Origin of the sequence: Aurantiacibacter hainanensis (genome assembly GCF_036321025.1) — a bacterium.
GTDB lineage: Bacteria > Pseudomonadota > Alphaproteobacteria > Sphingomonadales > Sphingomonadaceae > Alteraurantiacibacter > Alteraurantiacibacter hainanensis.
In genome coordinates this window covers 1,164,818-1,181,054 of record NZ_JAZAPB010000002.1, presented here as the reverse complement: position 1 = coordinate 1,181,054, position 16,237 = coordinate 1,164,818, and the positions used below count along the sequence as shown (strand labels likewise).

The following is a 16,237-nucleotide window of genomic DNA, read 5'->3' as shown; positions in this document are numbered from 1 at the left end:
GGGGCGTTAGCCGACAGTCTGCATGAAAGCCGCCGACGAAAAATCGGCGCATCAAGCTCGCTGAAGGTCCCCTTGCACCGACTTGGCCGTGGCCTTGCTCACCAGCCAGATCGCCAGCCATGCGGCGACAAAGCCGGGGATGATCTCGTAGACGCCCGGTCCGCCCAGGAACTCGCCGTTCCAGCCCAGCGCGATCCACGCCATCACGACGCCCGCTCCCGTAATAAGGCCCGCAACCGCGCCGGCCCCGGTCATGCGCTTCCAGGTCAGCGAAAGGATGATCAGCGGGCCGAACGCCGCGCCGAAACCGGCCCAGGCATTGGCCACCAGCGCCAGCACGCCGCTATCGGGATCGCTGGCGATGGCGATTGCCGCGATGGACACGAGCAGCACGCATACGCGCCCCACGTTCACCATTTCCGTCTCGCTCGCCTGCTTGCGCAGGAACAGGCGGTAGAAATCCTCGGTGAGCGAGCTGGACGAGACCAGCAGCTGCGAGGAAATCGTGCTCATTATCGCGGCCAGCAGCGCCGCCAGCAGGAAGCCGGTAACGAAGGGGTGGAAAAGCGTGTTGGCGAGAAGGATGAAGATCGTTTCCGAGTTTTCCAGCGTCAGGCCGTTCATCTCCACGTGCGCGCGGCCTGCAAGGCCAACGCCCAGAGCGCCGATCAGCGCCACGAACATCCAGCTGAGACCGATGTTGCGCGCGGCGGGGATGCCACCTTCCTTCACCGCCATGAAGCGCACGATGATATGCGGCTGGCCGAAATAGCCCAGGCCCCACGCCACCGCCGACAGGAACCCGATCACGGTAAGCCCGCCGAACCAGCTGAGGAAATCGGGGTCTACCGCACACAGCGCTTCGCCCGTCGCACCCCAGCCATCGCCGAACAGCACCACCAGCGGCATCACTACCAGGGCCACCACCATGATACATCCCTGCACGAAGTCGGTCAGGCTGACGGCCAGGAAGCCGCCCACCATGGTGTATGCCAGCACGACCAGCGCGGTGAGCAGGACGCCCGCCATGTAGGGACTGAAGCCCATCACGGGGGTATCGATGAAGGTGCTCTCGAACAGCAGCCCGCCGCCGACCAGACCCGCTGCCGAATAGACGGCAAAGAAGATCACGATGATGACGGCCGATACCACGCGCAGGGCGATGGCCTTGTCCGGAAAGCGGTTGGCGAGGAATTGCGGGATCGTCAGCGCATTACCGTAATCCACGGTCTGTTGCCGCAGGCGCGGGGCGACGATGAACCAGTTGGCCACCGCACCCACGAACAGGCCGATGCCGATCCACGCCTCGACCAGGCCGGACAGGTACAGCGCGCCCGGCAAGCCGAGTAGCAACCAACCCGACATGTCGGAAGCGCCGGCGGACAGGGCGGCAACGGCCGGAGGCAGGTCGCGCCCGCCCAGCAGATAGCCTTCGCTGTCTTCGGTCGATTTCTTCCAAGCATAAAGGCCGATGCCGAGCATCAGGATGAAATAGAGGGCGAGTGCAATCAGTGTCGGTGTCTGCATGAACGCCATGCATACAGCCCGCGCCGCGTATGTCACCCGTTGCGGCGAAACTAGCCACACCGTTTCCCGCTGACGCGCTGCAGAGCAATATATCGTTTGAAGGTTGCGGGTCTTTTGTCGATAGTGTCGCGCAATGCATGGTGCCGAAGCTATTTCGCCAATAATGAAGGACGCGCTGGTTATCCTGGGCGCGGCCGGAATTGTCATACCCCTGTTCGCCCGGTTCCGGGTGACGCCGATCATCGGCTTCATTCTGGTCGGCCTGCTGGTCGGCCCCTACGGCCTTGGCCGGATGGTGATGGAGTACGATTGGCTCACCCACATCACCATTACCGATACGGAGCGGCTCGAACCGTTTGCCGAGTTCGGCATCATCCTGCTGCTGTTCGCGATCGGGCTGGAACTGAGCTTCAACAGGCTCTGGCAACTGCGAAAGCTGGTCTTCGGCCTTGGGGCGCTGGAACTGCTCGTCATCGGCACGATGCTGGCCTCGATCCTTTCCATGATGGGCCAGTACTGGACGGGGGCCATGGCGCTCGGCCTCGCCCTCGCCTTCTCTTCCACCGCTCTCGTGCTGCCCATTTCGGGCACGAACACGCCCGTGGGCCGGGCCGCGCTGTCGATGCTGCTGTTCGAGGACATCATGATCGTGCCGGTCATCTTCCTGCTCGGCGCGCTCGCGCCGTTCGCCCAGGAAGAAGGGATGACGGGGCTTATCGACACCCTGTGGCAAGGGCTGCTGGTGGTGTTCGTGATGATGGTTGCAGGTCGCCTGCTGCTGCCCCGCCTGTTTGCCCAGGCCGCGCGCACGAAGAGCCCCGAACTTTTCCTGGCCGCCAGCCTGCTGGTCGTGATCGGAGCAAGCCTCGCAACTGCCTTCGTCGGTCTCTCGCCGATCGTGGGCGCCCTGATCGCCGGATTGCTGATCGCGGAAACCGAATACCACACCGAAGTCGAGGGGATCATGGAGCCGTTCAAGGGCCTTGCCCTCGGCATCTTCCTGATCACGGTGGGCATGAGCATCGATCTGTCGACCATCTGGGAAAATCTCTGGCTGATCCTCGGGGCGGTGGTCGGCGTCCTGACGCTGAAGGCCGTCGTCACAGGCGTGCTGCTGCGCCTGATGGGCGCGCGCCGCAGCACGGCGACCGAAACCGGCATCCTGATGGCCAGCCCGTCGGAAACGACCCTCATCGTGCTGGCGGCGGCAACCAACGCGCTGCTTATCCAGCCCGGGACCGCCCAGTTCTGGCAGATCGTCACCGCCATCGGCCTTACCATCACGCCCCTGCTGGCGCTGCTGGGTCGCCTCGTGGCGCGCCGCGTGGAGCCTGCCCCGTCGCTCGACGAGGTCGACGGCGACGCCGAGACCCCGCGCGTCATCATCGTGGGCTTCGGTCGCGTCGGCCGGCTCGTGGCGCAGATGCTGGACAAGCACGACAAGGCCTATGTGGGGGTCGATTCCGATGCTGACCTGATCGAACAGGCCCGCAGGGATGGCTATTACGCCGTCTTCGGCAATGCGATGCGCTCCGATTCCCTGGATCATCTGGGAATCGAAAAGGCACCCGCCGTCATCCTGACCATGGACGAGCACGTCCTTGCCCAGCGACTGACGAAAAAGCTGCGCGCTTCCTATCCGGAGCTCCCCATCATCGCGCGTGCCCGCGACAGCTTCCACGCAGCCGAACTCTATCGCAGCGGAGCCTCCACGGCCGTGCCGGAGACGCTGGAGAGTTCGCTGCAGCTATCCGAAGCGGTCCTGGTGGACCTGGGCGTGGCCATGGGGCCGGTTATCGCCTCCATTCACGAAAAGCGGGACGAGTTCCGCGAACAGATTCGCGAGGAAGGCGCGCTCGAGAGCAAGCCCAAATTGCGCACCAGCACGGCGGAAGGTTGAATTTTCTCGGAAATTCAACCGGGTTGGCGCGTTGGTGGGGAAAGGAGAATTTTCCCATGAGCGAACAGAAAGATCCCACCAAGCCGGTTTCGAACGACGAGAAGTTCAAGCCCAAGAACGTGGCCGGCGACGACGCGCACGGTCGCCTCGAGCGGAACATGAAGGACGTACCGCGAGGTAGCGATGGCGACCGTCGCCGCGCTGCCCAGAACCGGACGGACTGACCGTCAGACTGCCTCGGTCGCCAGTGCCTCGCGCACGGCGGCCAGGGCGGCATCGGCCTTGTCGCCGTCGGGCCCACCGCCCTGCGCCATGTCCGAGCGACCGCCTCCGCCCTTGCCTCCCAGAGCTTCAACGCCGACACGCACTAGACTGACCGCGTCGATGCGGTCCGTCAGGTCGTCGGTAACGCCCACAGCAAATGCTGCCTTGCCATCATTGACCGCGCAGATCGCGGCAACGCCGGAACCCATGCGAGACTTCGCCTCGTCGAGCAGGCCGCGCAGCTCCTTGGGGTTCATGCCCTGCAGCACCTGGCCGGTAAACTTGACGCCGGCGATGTCCTCCGCCTCCTGAGGAGCGGATCCTCCACCTCCACCAAGCGCAATCTGCTTTCTTGCCTCGGCAAGCTCGCGTTCCAGTGCCTTGCGTTCGTCGACGAGGGCCGCGACGCGCGCTTCGACTTCGTCTGGGGCAGTCTTCAATGTCGCCGCGACCGACTTCAGGGTTTCTTCGCGGCTGACGACCCATCTGCGGGCAGCCTCCCCCGTCAGCGCTTCGATGCGACGCACGCCGGATGACACAGCGCTTTCCGAGATGATGCGGAACAATCCGATGTCGCCGGTGGCGCGCACGTGCGTGCCGCCGCACAGCTCGACGGAGTAGTTGCGGCCCGACCCGTTCCAGTCCGGGCGTCCGATGGAAAGGACTCGTACTTCCTCGCCGTATTTCTCGCCGAACAGCGCCATCGCGCCCGCGTCGATCGCCTCGTCCGGGCTCATCAGCTGGGTTCGGACCTCGTCGTTTGCGCGGATTTCCGCATTCACCTCGGCCTCGACCGCAGCGATTTCGCCTGCGGTCATGGGCTTGGGATGAGAGAAGTCGAACCGGAACCGGTCTTCCGACACCAGCGAGCCCTTCTGGGTCACGTGATCGCCAAGGTGATTGCGCAAGGCAGCGTGCACGAGGTGGGTGGCCGAGTGGTTGGCGCGGATCCTGTCACGCCGTTCGGCGTCGATCGCCAGATGCACGGTGTCGCCCACCGCAACCGTGCCGGCCTTGATGGTCCCGTGATGCGCGTGCAGGCGACCAAGCGGCTTCGAGGTATCCGAAACGGCGATTTCCAGGCGATGGTCGCCGGTAATCGTGCCCGCATCGCCGGTCTGCCCGCCGCTCTCGCCGTAGAACGGCGTCTGATTGGTCAGCACGATGACGTCCTGGCCGCTGTCGGCGCGCTTCACTTCCTTGTCGTCCACGATCAGCGCGACGACGCGTCCTTCGCCTTCGGTGGAGGAATAGCCGGTAAACTCCGTCGCACCCTCGCGCTCGGCGATGTCGAACCAATGTTCGCTGTCGGCTGCGGCGCCGGAGCCTTTCCACGCCGCGCGGGCCGCGGCCTTTTGCCGGGCCATGGCGGCGTCGAACCCTTCGCGGTCTACGCCGATGCCGCGGGAGCGCAGCGCATCTTCGGTAAGATCGTAGGGGAAACCGTAGGTATCGTAGAGCTTGAAGGCGGTCTCTCCAGGCAGGCGATCGCCCTCGCCCAGCGATCCGGTTTCCTCGTCGAGCAGGCGCAGGCCCTTTTCAAGGGTCTGACGGAAGCGGCTTTCCTCGCGCTCGAGCACTTCGGTGATCAGCGCCTGACCGCGGCCGAGGTCGGGATAGGCCTGTCCCATCTCGCCGATCAGCGTCGGCACCAGGCGATGCATCAGCGGCTTGTCCGCGCCAAGCAAGTGGGCATGGCGCATCGCGCGGCGCATGATGCGGCGCAGGACATAGCCGCGCCCTTCGTTCGACGGCAGAACGCCATCCGCGATCAGGAAGCTGGTCGAGCGCAGGTGATCGGCAATCACGCGGTGGCTGGCGAGCGCATCGCCCTCCGCCCGCGCGCCTGACAGTTCCTCGCTCGCGGCGATGATGGTCTTGAATGTGTCCGTATCGAAGACGTTGTGAACGCCCTGCAGCACGGTGGAAATGCGCTCCAGGCCCATGCCTGTATCGATGCTGGGGCGCGGCAAGTCGCCCGTGATCTCGTCAGCCTCCTGCAGGTGCTGCATGAAGACGAGGTTCCAGATCTCGACGAAGCGGTCTCCGTCCTCCTCGGGCGAACCGGGAGGGCCGCCGGGCACGTCCGGCCCGTGATCCCAGAAGATTTCCGAGCACGGCCCGCAGGGCCCGTCCGCGCCCATGGCCCAGAAGTTGTCTTTCGTGGCGATGCGAATGATGCGATCGTCGGGCAGGCCGGCGATCCGCTTCCACAGGTCATGAGCTTCGTCGTCGGTGTGATAGACGGTGACGGTCAGCCGGTCGGCGGCCAGCCCCAGTTCCTTGGTGACCATGGTCCACGCCAGCTCGATGGCGCGTTCCTTGAAATAGTCGCCGAAGCTGAAATTCCCGAGCATCTCGAAGAACGTCAGGTGCCGCGCGGTGTAGCCGACATTGTCGAGGTCATTGTGCTTGCCGCCGGCGCGAACGCACTTCTGACTGCTGGTAGCGCGAGGCGCCGGCGGCGTCTCCACACCAGTGAACATGTTCTTGAACGGAACCATGCCCGCGTTGACGAACATCAGCGAGGGATCGTTGTAGGGCACCAGCGGCGCAGAGGGCACGATCTTGTGATCGTGCTCGGCAAAGAAATCGAGGAAGGTGCGACGGATGTCGTTGGTCGAGGTCATGCTTGGCGAATTAGGGTGAGAACAGCGCCCCGGCAAGCCGCGAAAGGCGACTAATCGCGCCTCTTTGCCGAAACGATCCAGGCGGCAGCGGGCATCGACACGATCCCGTCCCGGCAGTTGCGTTCACAAAGCGAGCGAACCCGGGCGAAAAATCTTGTCCGCGCGTCGGGGTCCATCTCCGAGGCTGCACGCGCGGCAGGGCCGATCAGGGAGAAGTAGGTGACGGCGTCTTCCACCGGATCCTCTCCCGCCCCCGCGATCATGGGAAAGTCGTACTTTTCGAACCCGATGTCGGTCCATCCGCCCGCGCGCAGGATCGTTCGGACGTGTTCCGGGTCAGCGAGCGCGAATGGGCCGGGGGCACCCGGCTCCGCGGGCTGCGGGGCCGCGGGCAGGAGGCGCATGACCTCGGTAAAGAAGGGATTCTCCGAAACCTCCCGGAAGCAGGAGAACAATAGCGATGCACCGGAGCTCGCTTGGCTTGCGAGATTGGCGAAGGCGGCAGGGGGATCGGCGAAGAACATCACGCCATGGCGCGAGACGAGCATGTCGGGTGCCCTATGTTCCCGGCACTGCCACTCGGCGGCATCGGCCAGTTCGAACTCCACGTTGCCAAGGTTGGCGTTGCGCTCGCGCGCCGCAGCGATGAGGGGCGGCGAAACATCGACGCCGATGACCGCCACCTGCGGGCGACCGCGACCGATGGCGAGCGAGAGTTCGCCTGCGCCGCAGCCGATGTCGAGCACGCGGGAGAAGTCGAATTCGCGCGTTCGCTGAAGGAGGCGCTCGGTCAGGTGCGTGAAGCTTCGATCCGTGCGCTGCCACTGCGCGGCCCATGTTTCGCCGCTGCTGCCCTGCCATTCGCTCTTGTCGACCATCGTGACCCTTCCCCTGATGCAGCATCACTATCCAGCAGGAAGGCGCGAGACAAGCTGCCGGACGCGAAGAAGCCGGCGGTGATGGCTGAGGGCCATCTGGCGCCGGCTCCGGTTTCGCAAGGCTTTGGGGACCGATGGCGTTCCTGCTAATGTGGAACACCTGGAACACGGTCCTGCAGAGAAATTGCTCCGCGGCCTTCTTGAGGGATCAGTCTTCGGGTTCCGCGTCCGGGCCCGTCATCATCTCCTCGGCGACTTCGTCGGTTTTGCCGCGAATTGCAGCCTCCAACTTGTCGCAAACTTCGGGGTTTTCCTTGAGGAAGGTCTTGGCGTTCTCGCGCCCCTGGCCGATCCGCACGCTGTCGTAGCTGAACCAGGAACCGCTCTTCTCGACGATGCCGGCCTTCACGCCGAGATCGAGGATCTCGCCGATCTTGGAAATGCCCTCGCCATACATGATGTCGAACTCGACCTGCTTGAACGGCGGGGCGACCTTGTTCTTCACCACCTTCACGCGCGTGGTGTTGCCCACGACCTCGTCCCGGTCCTTGATCTGGCCGGTGCGACGGATGTCGAGACGAACCGAGGCGTAGAACTTGAGCGCGTTGCCGCCGGTCGTGGTCTCGGGGTTGCCGTACATCACGCCGATCTTCATGCGCAGCTGGTTGATGAAGATCACCATGCACTTGGAGCGGTTGATGGAGCCGGTCAGCTTGCGCAGCGACTGGCTCATCAGGCGGGCCTGAAGGCCGACGTGGCTGTCGCCCATCTCGCCCTCGATCTCGGCACGCGGCACCAGCGCGGCGACCGAGTCGACCACCAGAATATCGATGGCATTGGAGCGCACCAGCGTATCGGTGATTTCCAGCGCCTGCTCGCCCGTATCGGGCTGCGAGACGATCAGCTCGTCGATATCCACGCCCAGCTTCTTGGCATAGACCGGATCGAGTGCGTGTTCGGCATCGACGAAGGCTGCGGTGCCGCCCGCCTTCTGCGCCTCTGCAATGGCGTGGAGCGCAAGCGTGGTCTTGCCCGAGCTTTCCGGACCGTAGACCTCGATCACGCGGCCCTTGGGCAGGCCGCCCACGCCCAGCGCGATGTCGAGCCCGAGCGAGCCGGTGGAAATCGATTCCACCTGCATGGCTTCCTTCTGGCCCAGCTTCATCGCCGATCCCTTGCCGAAGGCACGATCGATCTGAGACAATGCGGCGTCGAGCGCCTTCTGACGGTCCACCTTGGATTCCTTTTCAACAAGCTTCAAATTCGCACCTGCCATGACATGGCCTCCGTCAGCTTTCTAGGGTCGTGTTCAACTCTTCAACAGCAGCAGGTGTACGCACTTTGTTCCGCAAGAACAAGAGTGGAACGAAATTTTTGTTGGAAATGTCTCCGCGCCTGCGAATTCGGGCGCTTGCGGCGGCCTCCCGATACTCAGGAAATGACCGGCGCGACGTCCCATTCCAGCCGCCGCACGCCATTTGGGGGCACGACCACCATCACGAACCTCTGCCCGTCGCGCACCTGTTCGCGCACGCCGCGAAAGCGCCATTGCGACGGCGCGCCGAGTTCCAGGCGGACGGAGACGGGGAATGGATTGGCGTTGGAAAGCTCCGCCTGCATCCGGGTCCAGGCCTTGCCTCTTTCGCGCGGATCCTGTCCGCCAGGCGCGTTGCAGCCGACGAAGACCTGTGCGCTGGAGCCGATCTGGAGTTCGACGTCCTGTCCCGATGCGTAATCGCGCAGCGATTCCTCGGCCACCAGCAGCTCGCCGCCCGGCCCTCTTTCGAACACGGTCACCGAGCCGGTCGGCAGGGCGACTCCCAGTCCGTGATCGGCATCGTTCACCGTTTCCAGCACCATGCCAGCGGGCACCGTCCGGGTGTCCCCCCACATGTGCGGCAGGCAGGAACCTTCGTAGACGAGCTCGCCTTCGACACCCTCCTCGCGCAGGAAGGCCACCTGCTTCAGCCCCTGCGCGTTCACGTCCACCGGCACGGGCACGCGGTAGAGCTTGAGGTCGCCCAGATCCTCTTCCCCAGCAACGACAGGGGCCGGAGGCGGCGGCGGGGGAGGCGGAGGTGCCATGGCCATCGATTCGCGGGCTACCCTCGATCCGGTCACCACGATCGCCTGATCGGCCATCATGTCCATTTCGTAATCGTCATAGACGGGTATCGGCGACCCGGCGGCCGTGCTGCCGATGGGGTAGCAGGTGATCCGCAACGGCCTGGCTCGCGGAGGCGAGGCCAGCTGTTCCAGGTCGCTGACGATGTTGAGCGTGCCCGCAACGGCCATCAGTTCGGCATCGGCAAAGCTCTGGCCGTTATCGTTCAGGATCGTCAGCCAGCTGGTGAGATCGAAGCGAACGTCGTCGCTGTCGCGCCCTTCGTGCATGGTGGCGACATAGCTGGCTTCCCAGTCGAAGCCCCAGGCGAGATAGGACAGGGTGACGGTGTACGTGCCGCCGCTTTCGTCGCGGGTATCGATGGAGAAGATCGGCCTGGCGGACAGTCCGTCGGGTACTTCGTCGAAGGTCAGCCTTTCCGGCAGGCCGGAACATCGCACCGCCTCGTATCCGTCCTGCGTCTGCAGTACCAGGCCGCCATCGGCACGTGTGCGCACGACGGCCTGCTCGCTCTCCGCATCTCCCGTCGCGGGATTGGTCCGGGTGATGGTGACGCGGTTGCCCAGCGTGCCGTCCACCAGCGCCGCCGGGCCGAGCAGGTCGGCGTTGCGGTTTTTCTCGATCGTTCCGCCGGGCAGGCCGGTGACAATGGCCGAAACGGCCACCATGCCTTCGGCCACGCCCTCGAACCGTATGCGGGATTCTCCCGGCGGCAGGGTGACGGTGCGGGTTTCCGAGATCATCGCGAAGCCGCGTGGCCAGTTGGCGTTCATCGCCCCGCCGAAGCGACGATTGGGATCGCGGTAGACGGTGACGGCGAGGCTCTCTGGCTCCGATGCCTCCACCACGGCGCGGTCCTGCGCGGCAGCGGGCAGCGACGAACCGAGCAGACCGCCCAGCAACGTCATCGCCAGGAGGCAGAGACGACGCGCCTCGCTCCGTTCGCGATGACGACGGAAGGGAACGGCCACCGCCCTTCCCCTCAGAACCGCGTCTCATAGGTTACGGTCACCACCCGCTCTCCGTTGGCGGGCACCGTCACGCGGTAGAGCCGGCGGTCGTAGGTTTCCTGCTCGCCGGGAATGGTCTCGTCCACGATGCGGTAATCGAGCGCGTTCCAGCCCCGGTTGAGACCGCGCTGGGTGAGTTCCACCACTACCGGCTCCGGCTTTGCGTTAGTGAGGGTGTAGCGCATGGTCGTGCGGTAATAGGTCACCGCGCGATCAACCTCGATGGTGCGTGCCAGTTCGCCATCCTCATAGACGCGGTAGCGCGCGCTGTTCTCGTATTCCCCCGCGGTGATCCGCTCGCGGCTGATCAGTTCGGCTTGGGTGAAGATGTCGAAGGCATCGCCCGTCCGCAGCGACAGGGTGCTGCCCATGGGCGTATGGCCGATGCCGTTCTCGCCGATGAATTGCGGATTGCCCTGCGCGTCGCGCTGGTAGAAGCGCACCGTGCCCGCGGGCAGCGCATCGCCCAGTCCGCCATCGCGGCTGGAATTGAAGCTGATGGCCGTGGCGACGGGGCTCGGGTCCTCCTGGTTGGTCAGCCAGCTGACCTCGGCGGAATAGATCCGACGCGCCGGCACCGCCTGCACGTCGAGGAAACTCACCTGCTTCGTCTGCGCGTTAGCGATCGTGGTGCGCCCCTCGATGGGGTAGAGGTAGAAATCGCCCAGCCGCTCTCTATCGGCCGTTTCCGTGCCCGGCTGCACGAGGTCGCGGCGGGGCGCGGTGTAGCTGCCGTTGTAGCCGCCCATGTTGGGGTTGCCCGCCACCAGCAGCGTATCGGCCTGGTGGAACGTGGTGCCGGTGTTGTTGGTCAGCGTCACCCAGCCCTGCATGTCCACGGTGCCTTGCGCCTCGTCGAACAGGGCGACGTAGTCGGCGGTCCAGCCAAGACCGGGGGTGAGATAGCGGATCGAGGCATCGCGCGTGCCGCTGCGACTGGATTCGAGCATGACCGACAGCGTCGGCCGGGCGCGCAGGTTGGGCGGCACCTCGTCGAATACCACGCGCACCGGCAGGCCGTCATCGCGCAGCACCTCGATCCGGTCGCCGATGCGCACGACGACGCCGCCGGCGGTCGAGAGCACCTCGGCCCGCTCGCGCGTCTCGGTGCCGGTGGCGGGGTTGGTGCGGATCAGGGTGACGGTGCGGCCGATGGCCTTTTCCATCAGCTTCGACGGCGTGAGCAGGTCGAAATCGAAGTTCTGTTCGACGATGGCGGTATCGGGCGCGTTGAAGCTGAGCGTGGCGGGGCGGATCTGCGCGGATACGTCGGGAAATTCGATACGGCTGGTGCCGCGCCGGATATCCAGCCGCCGCACGTCCTGCACAAGGGACTGGCCGTTCTGATAGATCGTGACGGCAACGTCGCCCTGCGCGGTTTCCGCATCCGGCAAGCCGGTCTGCTGCGCCATGGCGGGCAGCGCCAGCGCTCCCGTGGCCAGCAGCGTCGCGGCAATTCTTGCAATAGTCATGATAGGCTTCCCTCCCCCCAACGGCGGTGAACCGGGTGTTCCAATGTTATAAAGTATCACGACCTGTATCGGTGATGAATGTCCCCCAACCTGTCTGGCAGGTTAAATGCCCTTGCGTGGATTCGCCAGCACTTCGCCAACCTTGTCAGCAATTTGCCTCACGCTGAACGGCTTGGGAATGAAATGCATCGCCTCGATATCGATCTCGCTGCGTAGCTGGCTTTCGGCATAGCCGGACATGAAAAGCACCGGCAGGTCGGCGTGGATCTTGCGGATCTCGCGGGCCATGGCCGGTCCGTCCATGCTGGGCATCACCACGTCGGACACCACGAGGTCGAACTCGTGCTTTCCGCTCTTCACGATCTCCAGCCCCTCGTCCCCGTCGCTGGCGGTGACGATGGTGTAGCCCTGCCGCGCGAGCGCGCGTTCGGCCACGGCGCGGACCATGTCCTCGTCCTCCACCAGCAGGATGCAGCCGCCGCCCGACCATTCGCGGCCCTTCTCCTCAACCTCGGCGCGGGCCAGTTCCCCTTCGCTCACCTCGTGCACCGGCAGGTAGATGGTGAAGCGCGCGCCCTTCACGCTGCCGTCCGGCGCCTTGGCGTTGCCCGCGAAGATGAAGCCGCCCGACTGCTTGATGATGCCGTAGACGGTGGAGAGGCCGAGGCCGGTGCCCTTGCCCTGTTCCTTGGTGGTGAAGAACGGTTCGAAGATCTTGCCCAGCACGCTGGCCGGAATGCCGCCGCCGGTGTCCTCTGCCAGCAGCACGGTATAGGCGCCCGCGGGGATGATCTCGCTGCCCATGCGGCGGATATCCTTGGCCTCCACCCGGCGGGTGGCGAAAGTCAGCGTGCCCGAGGCGCCCTCCCCGCCGCCGTGCGACTGGATCGCGTCGCGCGCGTTGACGGCGAGGTTGATGATGACCTGTTCCAGCTGCCGCGGGTCGGCGCGGACGGGGCCGAGGTTGCGGTCGTGCCGCACCTTCAGGGTGATCTTGGCGCCCAGCAGCCGCTTCAGCAGCTGGCTGACCTCGCTCAGCACGTCGGGCAACTGCAGCACTTCGGGCTGAAGGGTCTGCTGGCGGCTGAAGGCCAGCAACTGGCGCGTGAGGCTGGCGGCCCGGTTCGAATTGGCCTTGATCTGCTGGATGTCGTCGTAGTCGCTGTCGCCCGGCGTGTGCCGCAGCAGCATGAGGTCGCAATAGCCGATGATGGCGGTCAGCACGTTGTTGAAGTCGTGCGCCACGCCGCCCGCCAGCTGGCCCACGGCCTGCATCTTGGTGGCCTGCGCGACCTGTCGCTTCAGCCGCGCTTCCTCCGTCGTGTCGGCCAGGCTGAGAAGCACGGCCGCTTCCCCCAGCCCGCGCACACCGGCGAGGCCCAGGCTGACGGGTTCGTCCGGCTCTCCGCGCAGCCGCACGGCGATATCGCCGCTGGAGGCCGGCCCCTGGCCGTGGCGACGAACGGCATCGGACATGGCCGTCTTGTCGCGCGGCACAACCAGGTCGGACGGATAGGGCGGCAGGTCCGCGCCAATGCCGGCGGCCCGGCGAAAGGCGGGGTTGGCGAACAGGAACTTGCCGTCGCGGTTGGTCGTGGCGAGGCCCAGCGGTAGCTGCTCCAGCAGGCTTTCCAGCTGCGCGGCCTGACCCTTGCTCTCACCGCCCCAGCCGCCAAGGCCGATACCACTGTCGAGCAGCAGCATGATCGACGGCGCTTCCGCCGCCGCCTTGCCGGGCACCAGCTCCGTGGCGGCGAGGTCGGGGTCGACCAGCGGCACCTGCACCAGCGTCTGCGGCGATCCCTTCTGGCCCTCGCGGGCGAAGAAGATCCGCTCGCGATCATCGGACCGCAGCAGGCGGACGAATTCCTGGCCCGACATGCTGGCGTTCTCGTCCCCGAGCGCGCGCCGTGCCAGGGCGGGATTGGCAGCGCGAACCATGCCGTCGGGAGATACGAGCGCGACCGCAATTCCCGCCGCGCCCAGCACGCGGCCGAACACGCCGGTGATGTAGCTGCCGATCCCGGCCAGCGGATTGCTGCGCGCGACGGGCGTGAACCGCCAGACGAGAAAGTCGTCGCTGCCGCCTGCGCGCACGGCGTCGGCCTGCCAGGCCTTGTCCTCGTCGGCGATGGTCACCGCTTCGCCGCCCTGCCCGTCGCGCCAGGCGGCACGGGCCAGGCGCGTAAGCTTTTCGGCGCTGGCGCCATCCACCGGCAGGCGGGGCGGCGCATTGCTGGATCCGAACCACAGTTCGAAGGTCGCGTTGGCGCAGACGAGCCGGTTGGCGCGGTCGGTGATGGCCACGGCCTGATCGGCCCGCTCGATCGCCGCCACGGTTACGGACCAGTCGGGCAGTTCGGGCTCCACCCGGTTTTCCGAGCCGGCGCGCGTGCGCCCTGCGGCAAAGGCGATCAGGCCCAGCACCACCAGCCCGCCGGCATAGGCGAGCGTGGCGGTGGAACTATCGGTGGCAAATTGCACAAGCGCTATGCTGGCGAGCACGGCGGCTGCCACGGCAATTCCATCGATCAGTCGAGGGGATTCCTGCGCTCTTACGATCTTCATCGGCGGGGCTTTAGCATCGGGCGAACACGCGCCCTAGATGGCAAATCGGGCAAATGCCCGAAACATTTCACTCTGCCGGCTGCGGCGTCTTGATCTTGGCCGGACGGCGCAGCCACCTGCGCGCGACCACGAATCGCCAGAAGAAACTGGCGACGAGGTAGCCGACGGCAGCGCCGACCACCGCAAGCACCACGAACCCGAAGGCGGCGACCCCGGCAATCTCGGCCCACTGGGCAAATTCCTGGAACCAGGTGCTCTGCACGTGCTCGGTGGCGGCACCCGTGGTGGCCGCGTCTATCTTGAGCACGAACTGGCCAAGCCGGTGCGCTGCCACGGCCCAGAAGGCGACTGTGAAGGGGTTGGTGATCAGCGTGGTGACGGCTGCCAGCGGAAGGTTGGCCCGCATCGGCAGGGCCAGCAGCACGGCAATGAAGGTCTGCCCCAGCGGAATGATGAAGGCGGCGAACACGCCCAGTGCAATGCCCCGCGGCACGCTGCGGCGGTTGAATCGCCAGAGTTCGGATCGCATGATGGTACCGGCGACCGGCGCGAGCCAGCGATTCTGCGCCATCTCGTCGCGCTTCGGCATTCTCGGCATCTGTGCCGCGAGCCACCGTTTCGCTTTCTCCATCATGGAATGCGGAATACTCCTTTGCGTCGCCTTTCATAGATGGTTTTAGCCGAAGCGAAGACAACCATCGCTTAACGGCAAAATGAAATATTCTGGATGGCCCGGTCCGTGCGATCGAGCGGGCACGCCGCGCGTGTCAGGATCGCTCCCGCAGCAGCCTGGCCTTGTCGCGTTTCCAGTCGCGATCCTTGATCGTCTGGCGCTTGTCGTGCGCCTGCTTGCCCTTGGCCAGCGCCAGTTCCACTTTGGCCCGACCCCGGCCGTTGAAGTAGACCGAAAGCGGCACCAGCGTCATGCCCTTGCGCTCCACGGCACCGAACAGGCGGTTGATCTCACGCTGGTGGAGCAGCAGCTTGCGCGGGCGCTTGGGCTCGTGATTGTTGCGGTTGCCGTGGCTGAATTCGGGAATGTTGGCATTGATCAGCCAGACCTGCCCGTCCTTCACCTCGGCATAGCTTTCCGCGATGGAGCCCTCCCCGCCGCGCAGCGCCTTCACCTCGGTACCCTGGAGCGCGAGGCCCGCCTCGAAGGTTTCCTCGATATGATAGTTGAACCGCGCCTTGCGATTCTCGGCGACGACCTTCTGCTTGTCGAACGTGGCGGGTTTGGGGCGAGCCATAAGGTGGCGGCATGTAGGCCGTGATGACCGGGATTGCAAAGGGCCACAGCGCGCACGCGCTTCAGAAATGCGCCTTGTCGCTCCGCTCGAGACAGGTGCCGAGAAACTTCAGGCTGCACGCGATGATCTCGCGTTCCGGCAGGCCGTTGGTAATCGCGTCTTCCCAGTGCCTGCCGCAATCGTTGGCGACCGCAAGGAACGTGGAGCCAAAGCGCAGCGCGCCGGTCGGCCCGACCACGCATAGTGCAATCGCCGCGCCGGTTTCGCGCAAGGCATGACGGGCGATCGGCAGGGCCAGCTGGGACGCATCGAGCGGGCTCTTCGGTCCATCGCCGACGATCCTTGCGATCGCCTCCTCGCAATTCAGGATAAAGGCGCCCGCGAACTGGCTGCGGCGGCGTTCGACCGAGGCGAGCTTGCCGGCAATCGAGCCGCCGAGGAAGCATTCCGCGCAGGCCACCTTCATGTCCAGGTTGTAGGCCCGCTCCATAACCTCCTGGGCGAGCATGGCCGGGTCATGCATTCCAGGGTCCAGAAGACTTGGTTCGTGCAACATCCCTCGCATCGCTCCTCAGGTGAACGACGCATCAGGCGGGACCTAGTTCCCTGATTA

The 16,237-nt window shown here is 65.3% G+C and carries 12 protein-coding genes; 2 read left to right on the top strand and 10 right to left on the bottom strand.

What is annotated here, in order from left to right:
* Positions 1-51: 51 nt before the first annotated feature.
* On the bottom strand, positions 52-1,527 hold the full coding sequence (gene putP, locus AAA989_RS13085; RefSeq protein WP_338244265.1) for a sodium/proline symporter PutP: 1,476 nt from the start codon (positions 1,525-1,527) through the stop codon (positions 52-54).
* Positions 1,528-1,660: 133 nt separating this feature from the next.
* Between putP and AAA989_RS13080 the strand changes: the two genes are divergently transcribed.
* Together AAA989_RS13080 and AAA989_RS13075 are read left to right on the top strand one after the other, a co-directional pair.
* Positions 1,661-3,427 carry a cation:proton antiporter domain-containing protein gene (locus AAA989_RS13080; protein WP_338244262.1) on the top strand — a complete coding sequence of 589 codons (1,767 nt, stop codon included), beginning with the start codon at positions 1,661-1,663 and terminating at the stop codon, positions 3,425-3,427.
* Between the two features lie 56 nt (positions 3,428-3,483).
* The gene (locus AAA989_RS13075; protein ID WP_338244261.1) at positions 3,484-3,651 is read left to right on the top strand and encodes a hypothetical protein; all 168 of its coding nucleotides are present in this window, start codon (positions 3,484-3,486) and stop codon (positions 3,649-3,651) included.
* 3 nt (positions 3,652-3,654) lie between these two features.
* Here the strand turns inward: AAA989_RS13075 and alaS are convergent, their stop codons facing one another.
* The 9 genes from alaS to AAA989_RS13030 form a co-directional block, all read right to left on the bottom strand.
* The gene (gene alaS, locus AAA989_RS13070) at positions 3,655-6,321 is read right to left on the bottom strand and encodes an alanine--tRNA ligase (RefSeq protein WP_338244259.1); all 2,667 of its coding nucleotides are present in this window, start codon (positions 6,319-6,321) and stop codon (positions 3,655-3,657) included.
* A gap of 50 nt (positions 6,322-6,371) precedes the next feature.
* Positions 6,372-7,199, bottom strand: coding sequence for a class I SAM-dependent methyltransferase (locus AAA989_RS13065; RefSeq protein WP_338244257.1), 828 nt, complete (start codon positions 7,197-7,199; stop codon positions 6,372-6,374).
* Positions 7,200-7,407: 208 nt separating this feature from the next.
* Positions 7,408-8,475 carry a recombinase RecA gene (gene recA / locus AAA989_RS13060; protein WP_338244255.1) on the bottom strand — a complete coding sequence of 356 codons (1,068 nt, stop codon included), beginning with the start codon at positions 8,473-8,475 and terminating at the stop codon, positions 7,408-7,410.
* Between the two features lie 155 nt (positions 8,476-8,630).
* Positions 8,631-10,295 (bottom strand): DUF4139 domain-containing protein, encoded by a 1,665-nt coding sequence (locus tag AAA989_RS13055; RefSeq protein WP_338244253.1) that lies wholly within the window; start codon positions 10,293-10,295, stop codon positions 8,631-8,633.
* An 11-nt stretch (positions 10,296-10,306) separates the two neighbouring features.
* Entirely contained in the window at positions 10,307-11,806 is a 1,500-nt protein-coding gene (locus AAA989_RS13050) for a DUF4139 domain-containing protein (RefSeq protein WP_338244251.1), read from the bottom strand.
* 102 nt (positions 11,807-11,908) lie between these two features.
* Positions 11,909-14,374, bottom strand: coding sequence for a response regulator (locus tag AAA989_RS13045; protein ID WP_338244249.1), 2,466 nt, complete (start codon positions 14,372-14,374; stop codon positions 11,909-11,911).
* A 67-nt stretch (positions 14,375-14,441) separates the two neighbouring features.
* The gene (locus tag AAA989_RS13040) at positions 14,442-14,963 is read right to left on the bottom strand and encodes a DUF2062 domain-containing protein (RefSeq protein ID WP_338244247.1); all 522 of its coding nucleotides are present in this window, start codon (positions 14,961-14,963) and stop codon (positions 14,442-14,444) included.
* Between the two features lie 178 nt (positions 14,964-15,141).
* A complete protein-coding gene (smpB, locus tag AAA989_RS13035) occupies positions 15,142-15,624 on the bottom strand; it encodes an SsrA-binding protein SmpB (RefSeq protein ID WP_338244245.1) in 483 nt (160 codons plus the stop codon).
* A 61-nt stretch (positions 15,625-15,685) separates the two neighbouring features.
* Entirely contained in the window at positions 15,686-16,147 is a 462-nt protein-coding gene (locus AAA989_RS13030) for a hypothetical protein (RefSeq protein WP_338244243.1), read from the bottom strand.
* Positions 16,148-16,237: the final 90 nt, after the last annotated feature.

What these genes read in the sequence shown, in the direction of transcription:
- putP (WP_338244265.1), bottom strand. Translation starts at nt 1,527, where the DNA reads ATGCAGACACCGACACTGATTGCACTCGCCCTCTATTTCATCCTGATG.
- AAA989_RS13080 (WP_338244262.1), top strand. Translation starts at nt 1,661, where the DNA reads ATGCATGGTGCCGAAGCTATTTCGCCAATAATGAAGGACGCGCTGGTT.
- AAA989_RS13075 (WP_338244261.1), top strand. Translation starts at nt 3,484, where the DNA reads ATGAGCGAACAGAAAGATCCCACCAAGCCGGTTTCGAACGACGAGAAG.
- alaS (WP_338244259.1), bottom strand. Translation starts at nt 6,321, where the DNA reads ATGACCTCGACCAACGACATCCGTCGCACCTTCCTCGATTTCTTTGCC.
- AAA989_RS13065 (WP_338244257.1), bottom strand. Translation starts at nt 7,199, where the DNA reads ATGGTCGACAAGAGCGAATGGCAGGGCAGCAGCGGCGAAACATGGGCC.
- recA (WP_338244255.1), bottom strand. Translation starts at nt 8,475, where the DNA reads ATGGCAGGTGCGAATTTGAAGCTTGTTGAAAAGGAATCCAAGGTGGAC.
- AAA989_RS13050 (WP_338244251.1), bottom strand. Translation starts at nt 11,806, where the DNA reads ATGACTATTGCAAGAATTGCCGCGACGCTGCTGGCCACGGGAGCGCTG.
- AAA989_RS13045 (WP_338244249.1), bottom strand. Translation starts at nt 14,374, where the DNA reads ATGAAGATCGTAAGAGCGCAGGAATCCCCTCGACTGATCGATGGAATT.
- AAA989_RS13040 (WP_338244247.1), bottom strand. Translation starts at nt 14,963, where the DNA reads ATGCCGAAGCGCGACGAGATGGCGCAGAATCGCTGGCTCGCGCCGGTC.
- smpB (WP_338244245.1), bottom strand. Translation starts at nt 15,624, where the DNA reads ATGGCTCGCCCCAAACCCGCCACGTTCGACAAGCAGAAGGTCGTCGCC.
- AAA989_RS13030 (WP_338244243.1), bottom strand. Translation starts at nt 16,147, where the DNA reads ATGCATGACCCGGCCATGCTCGCCCAGGAGGTTATGGAGCGGGCCTAC.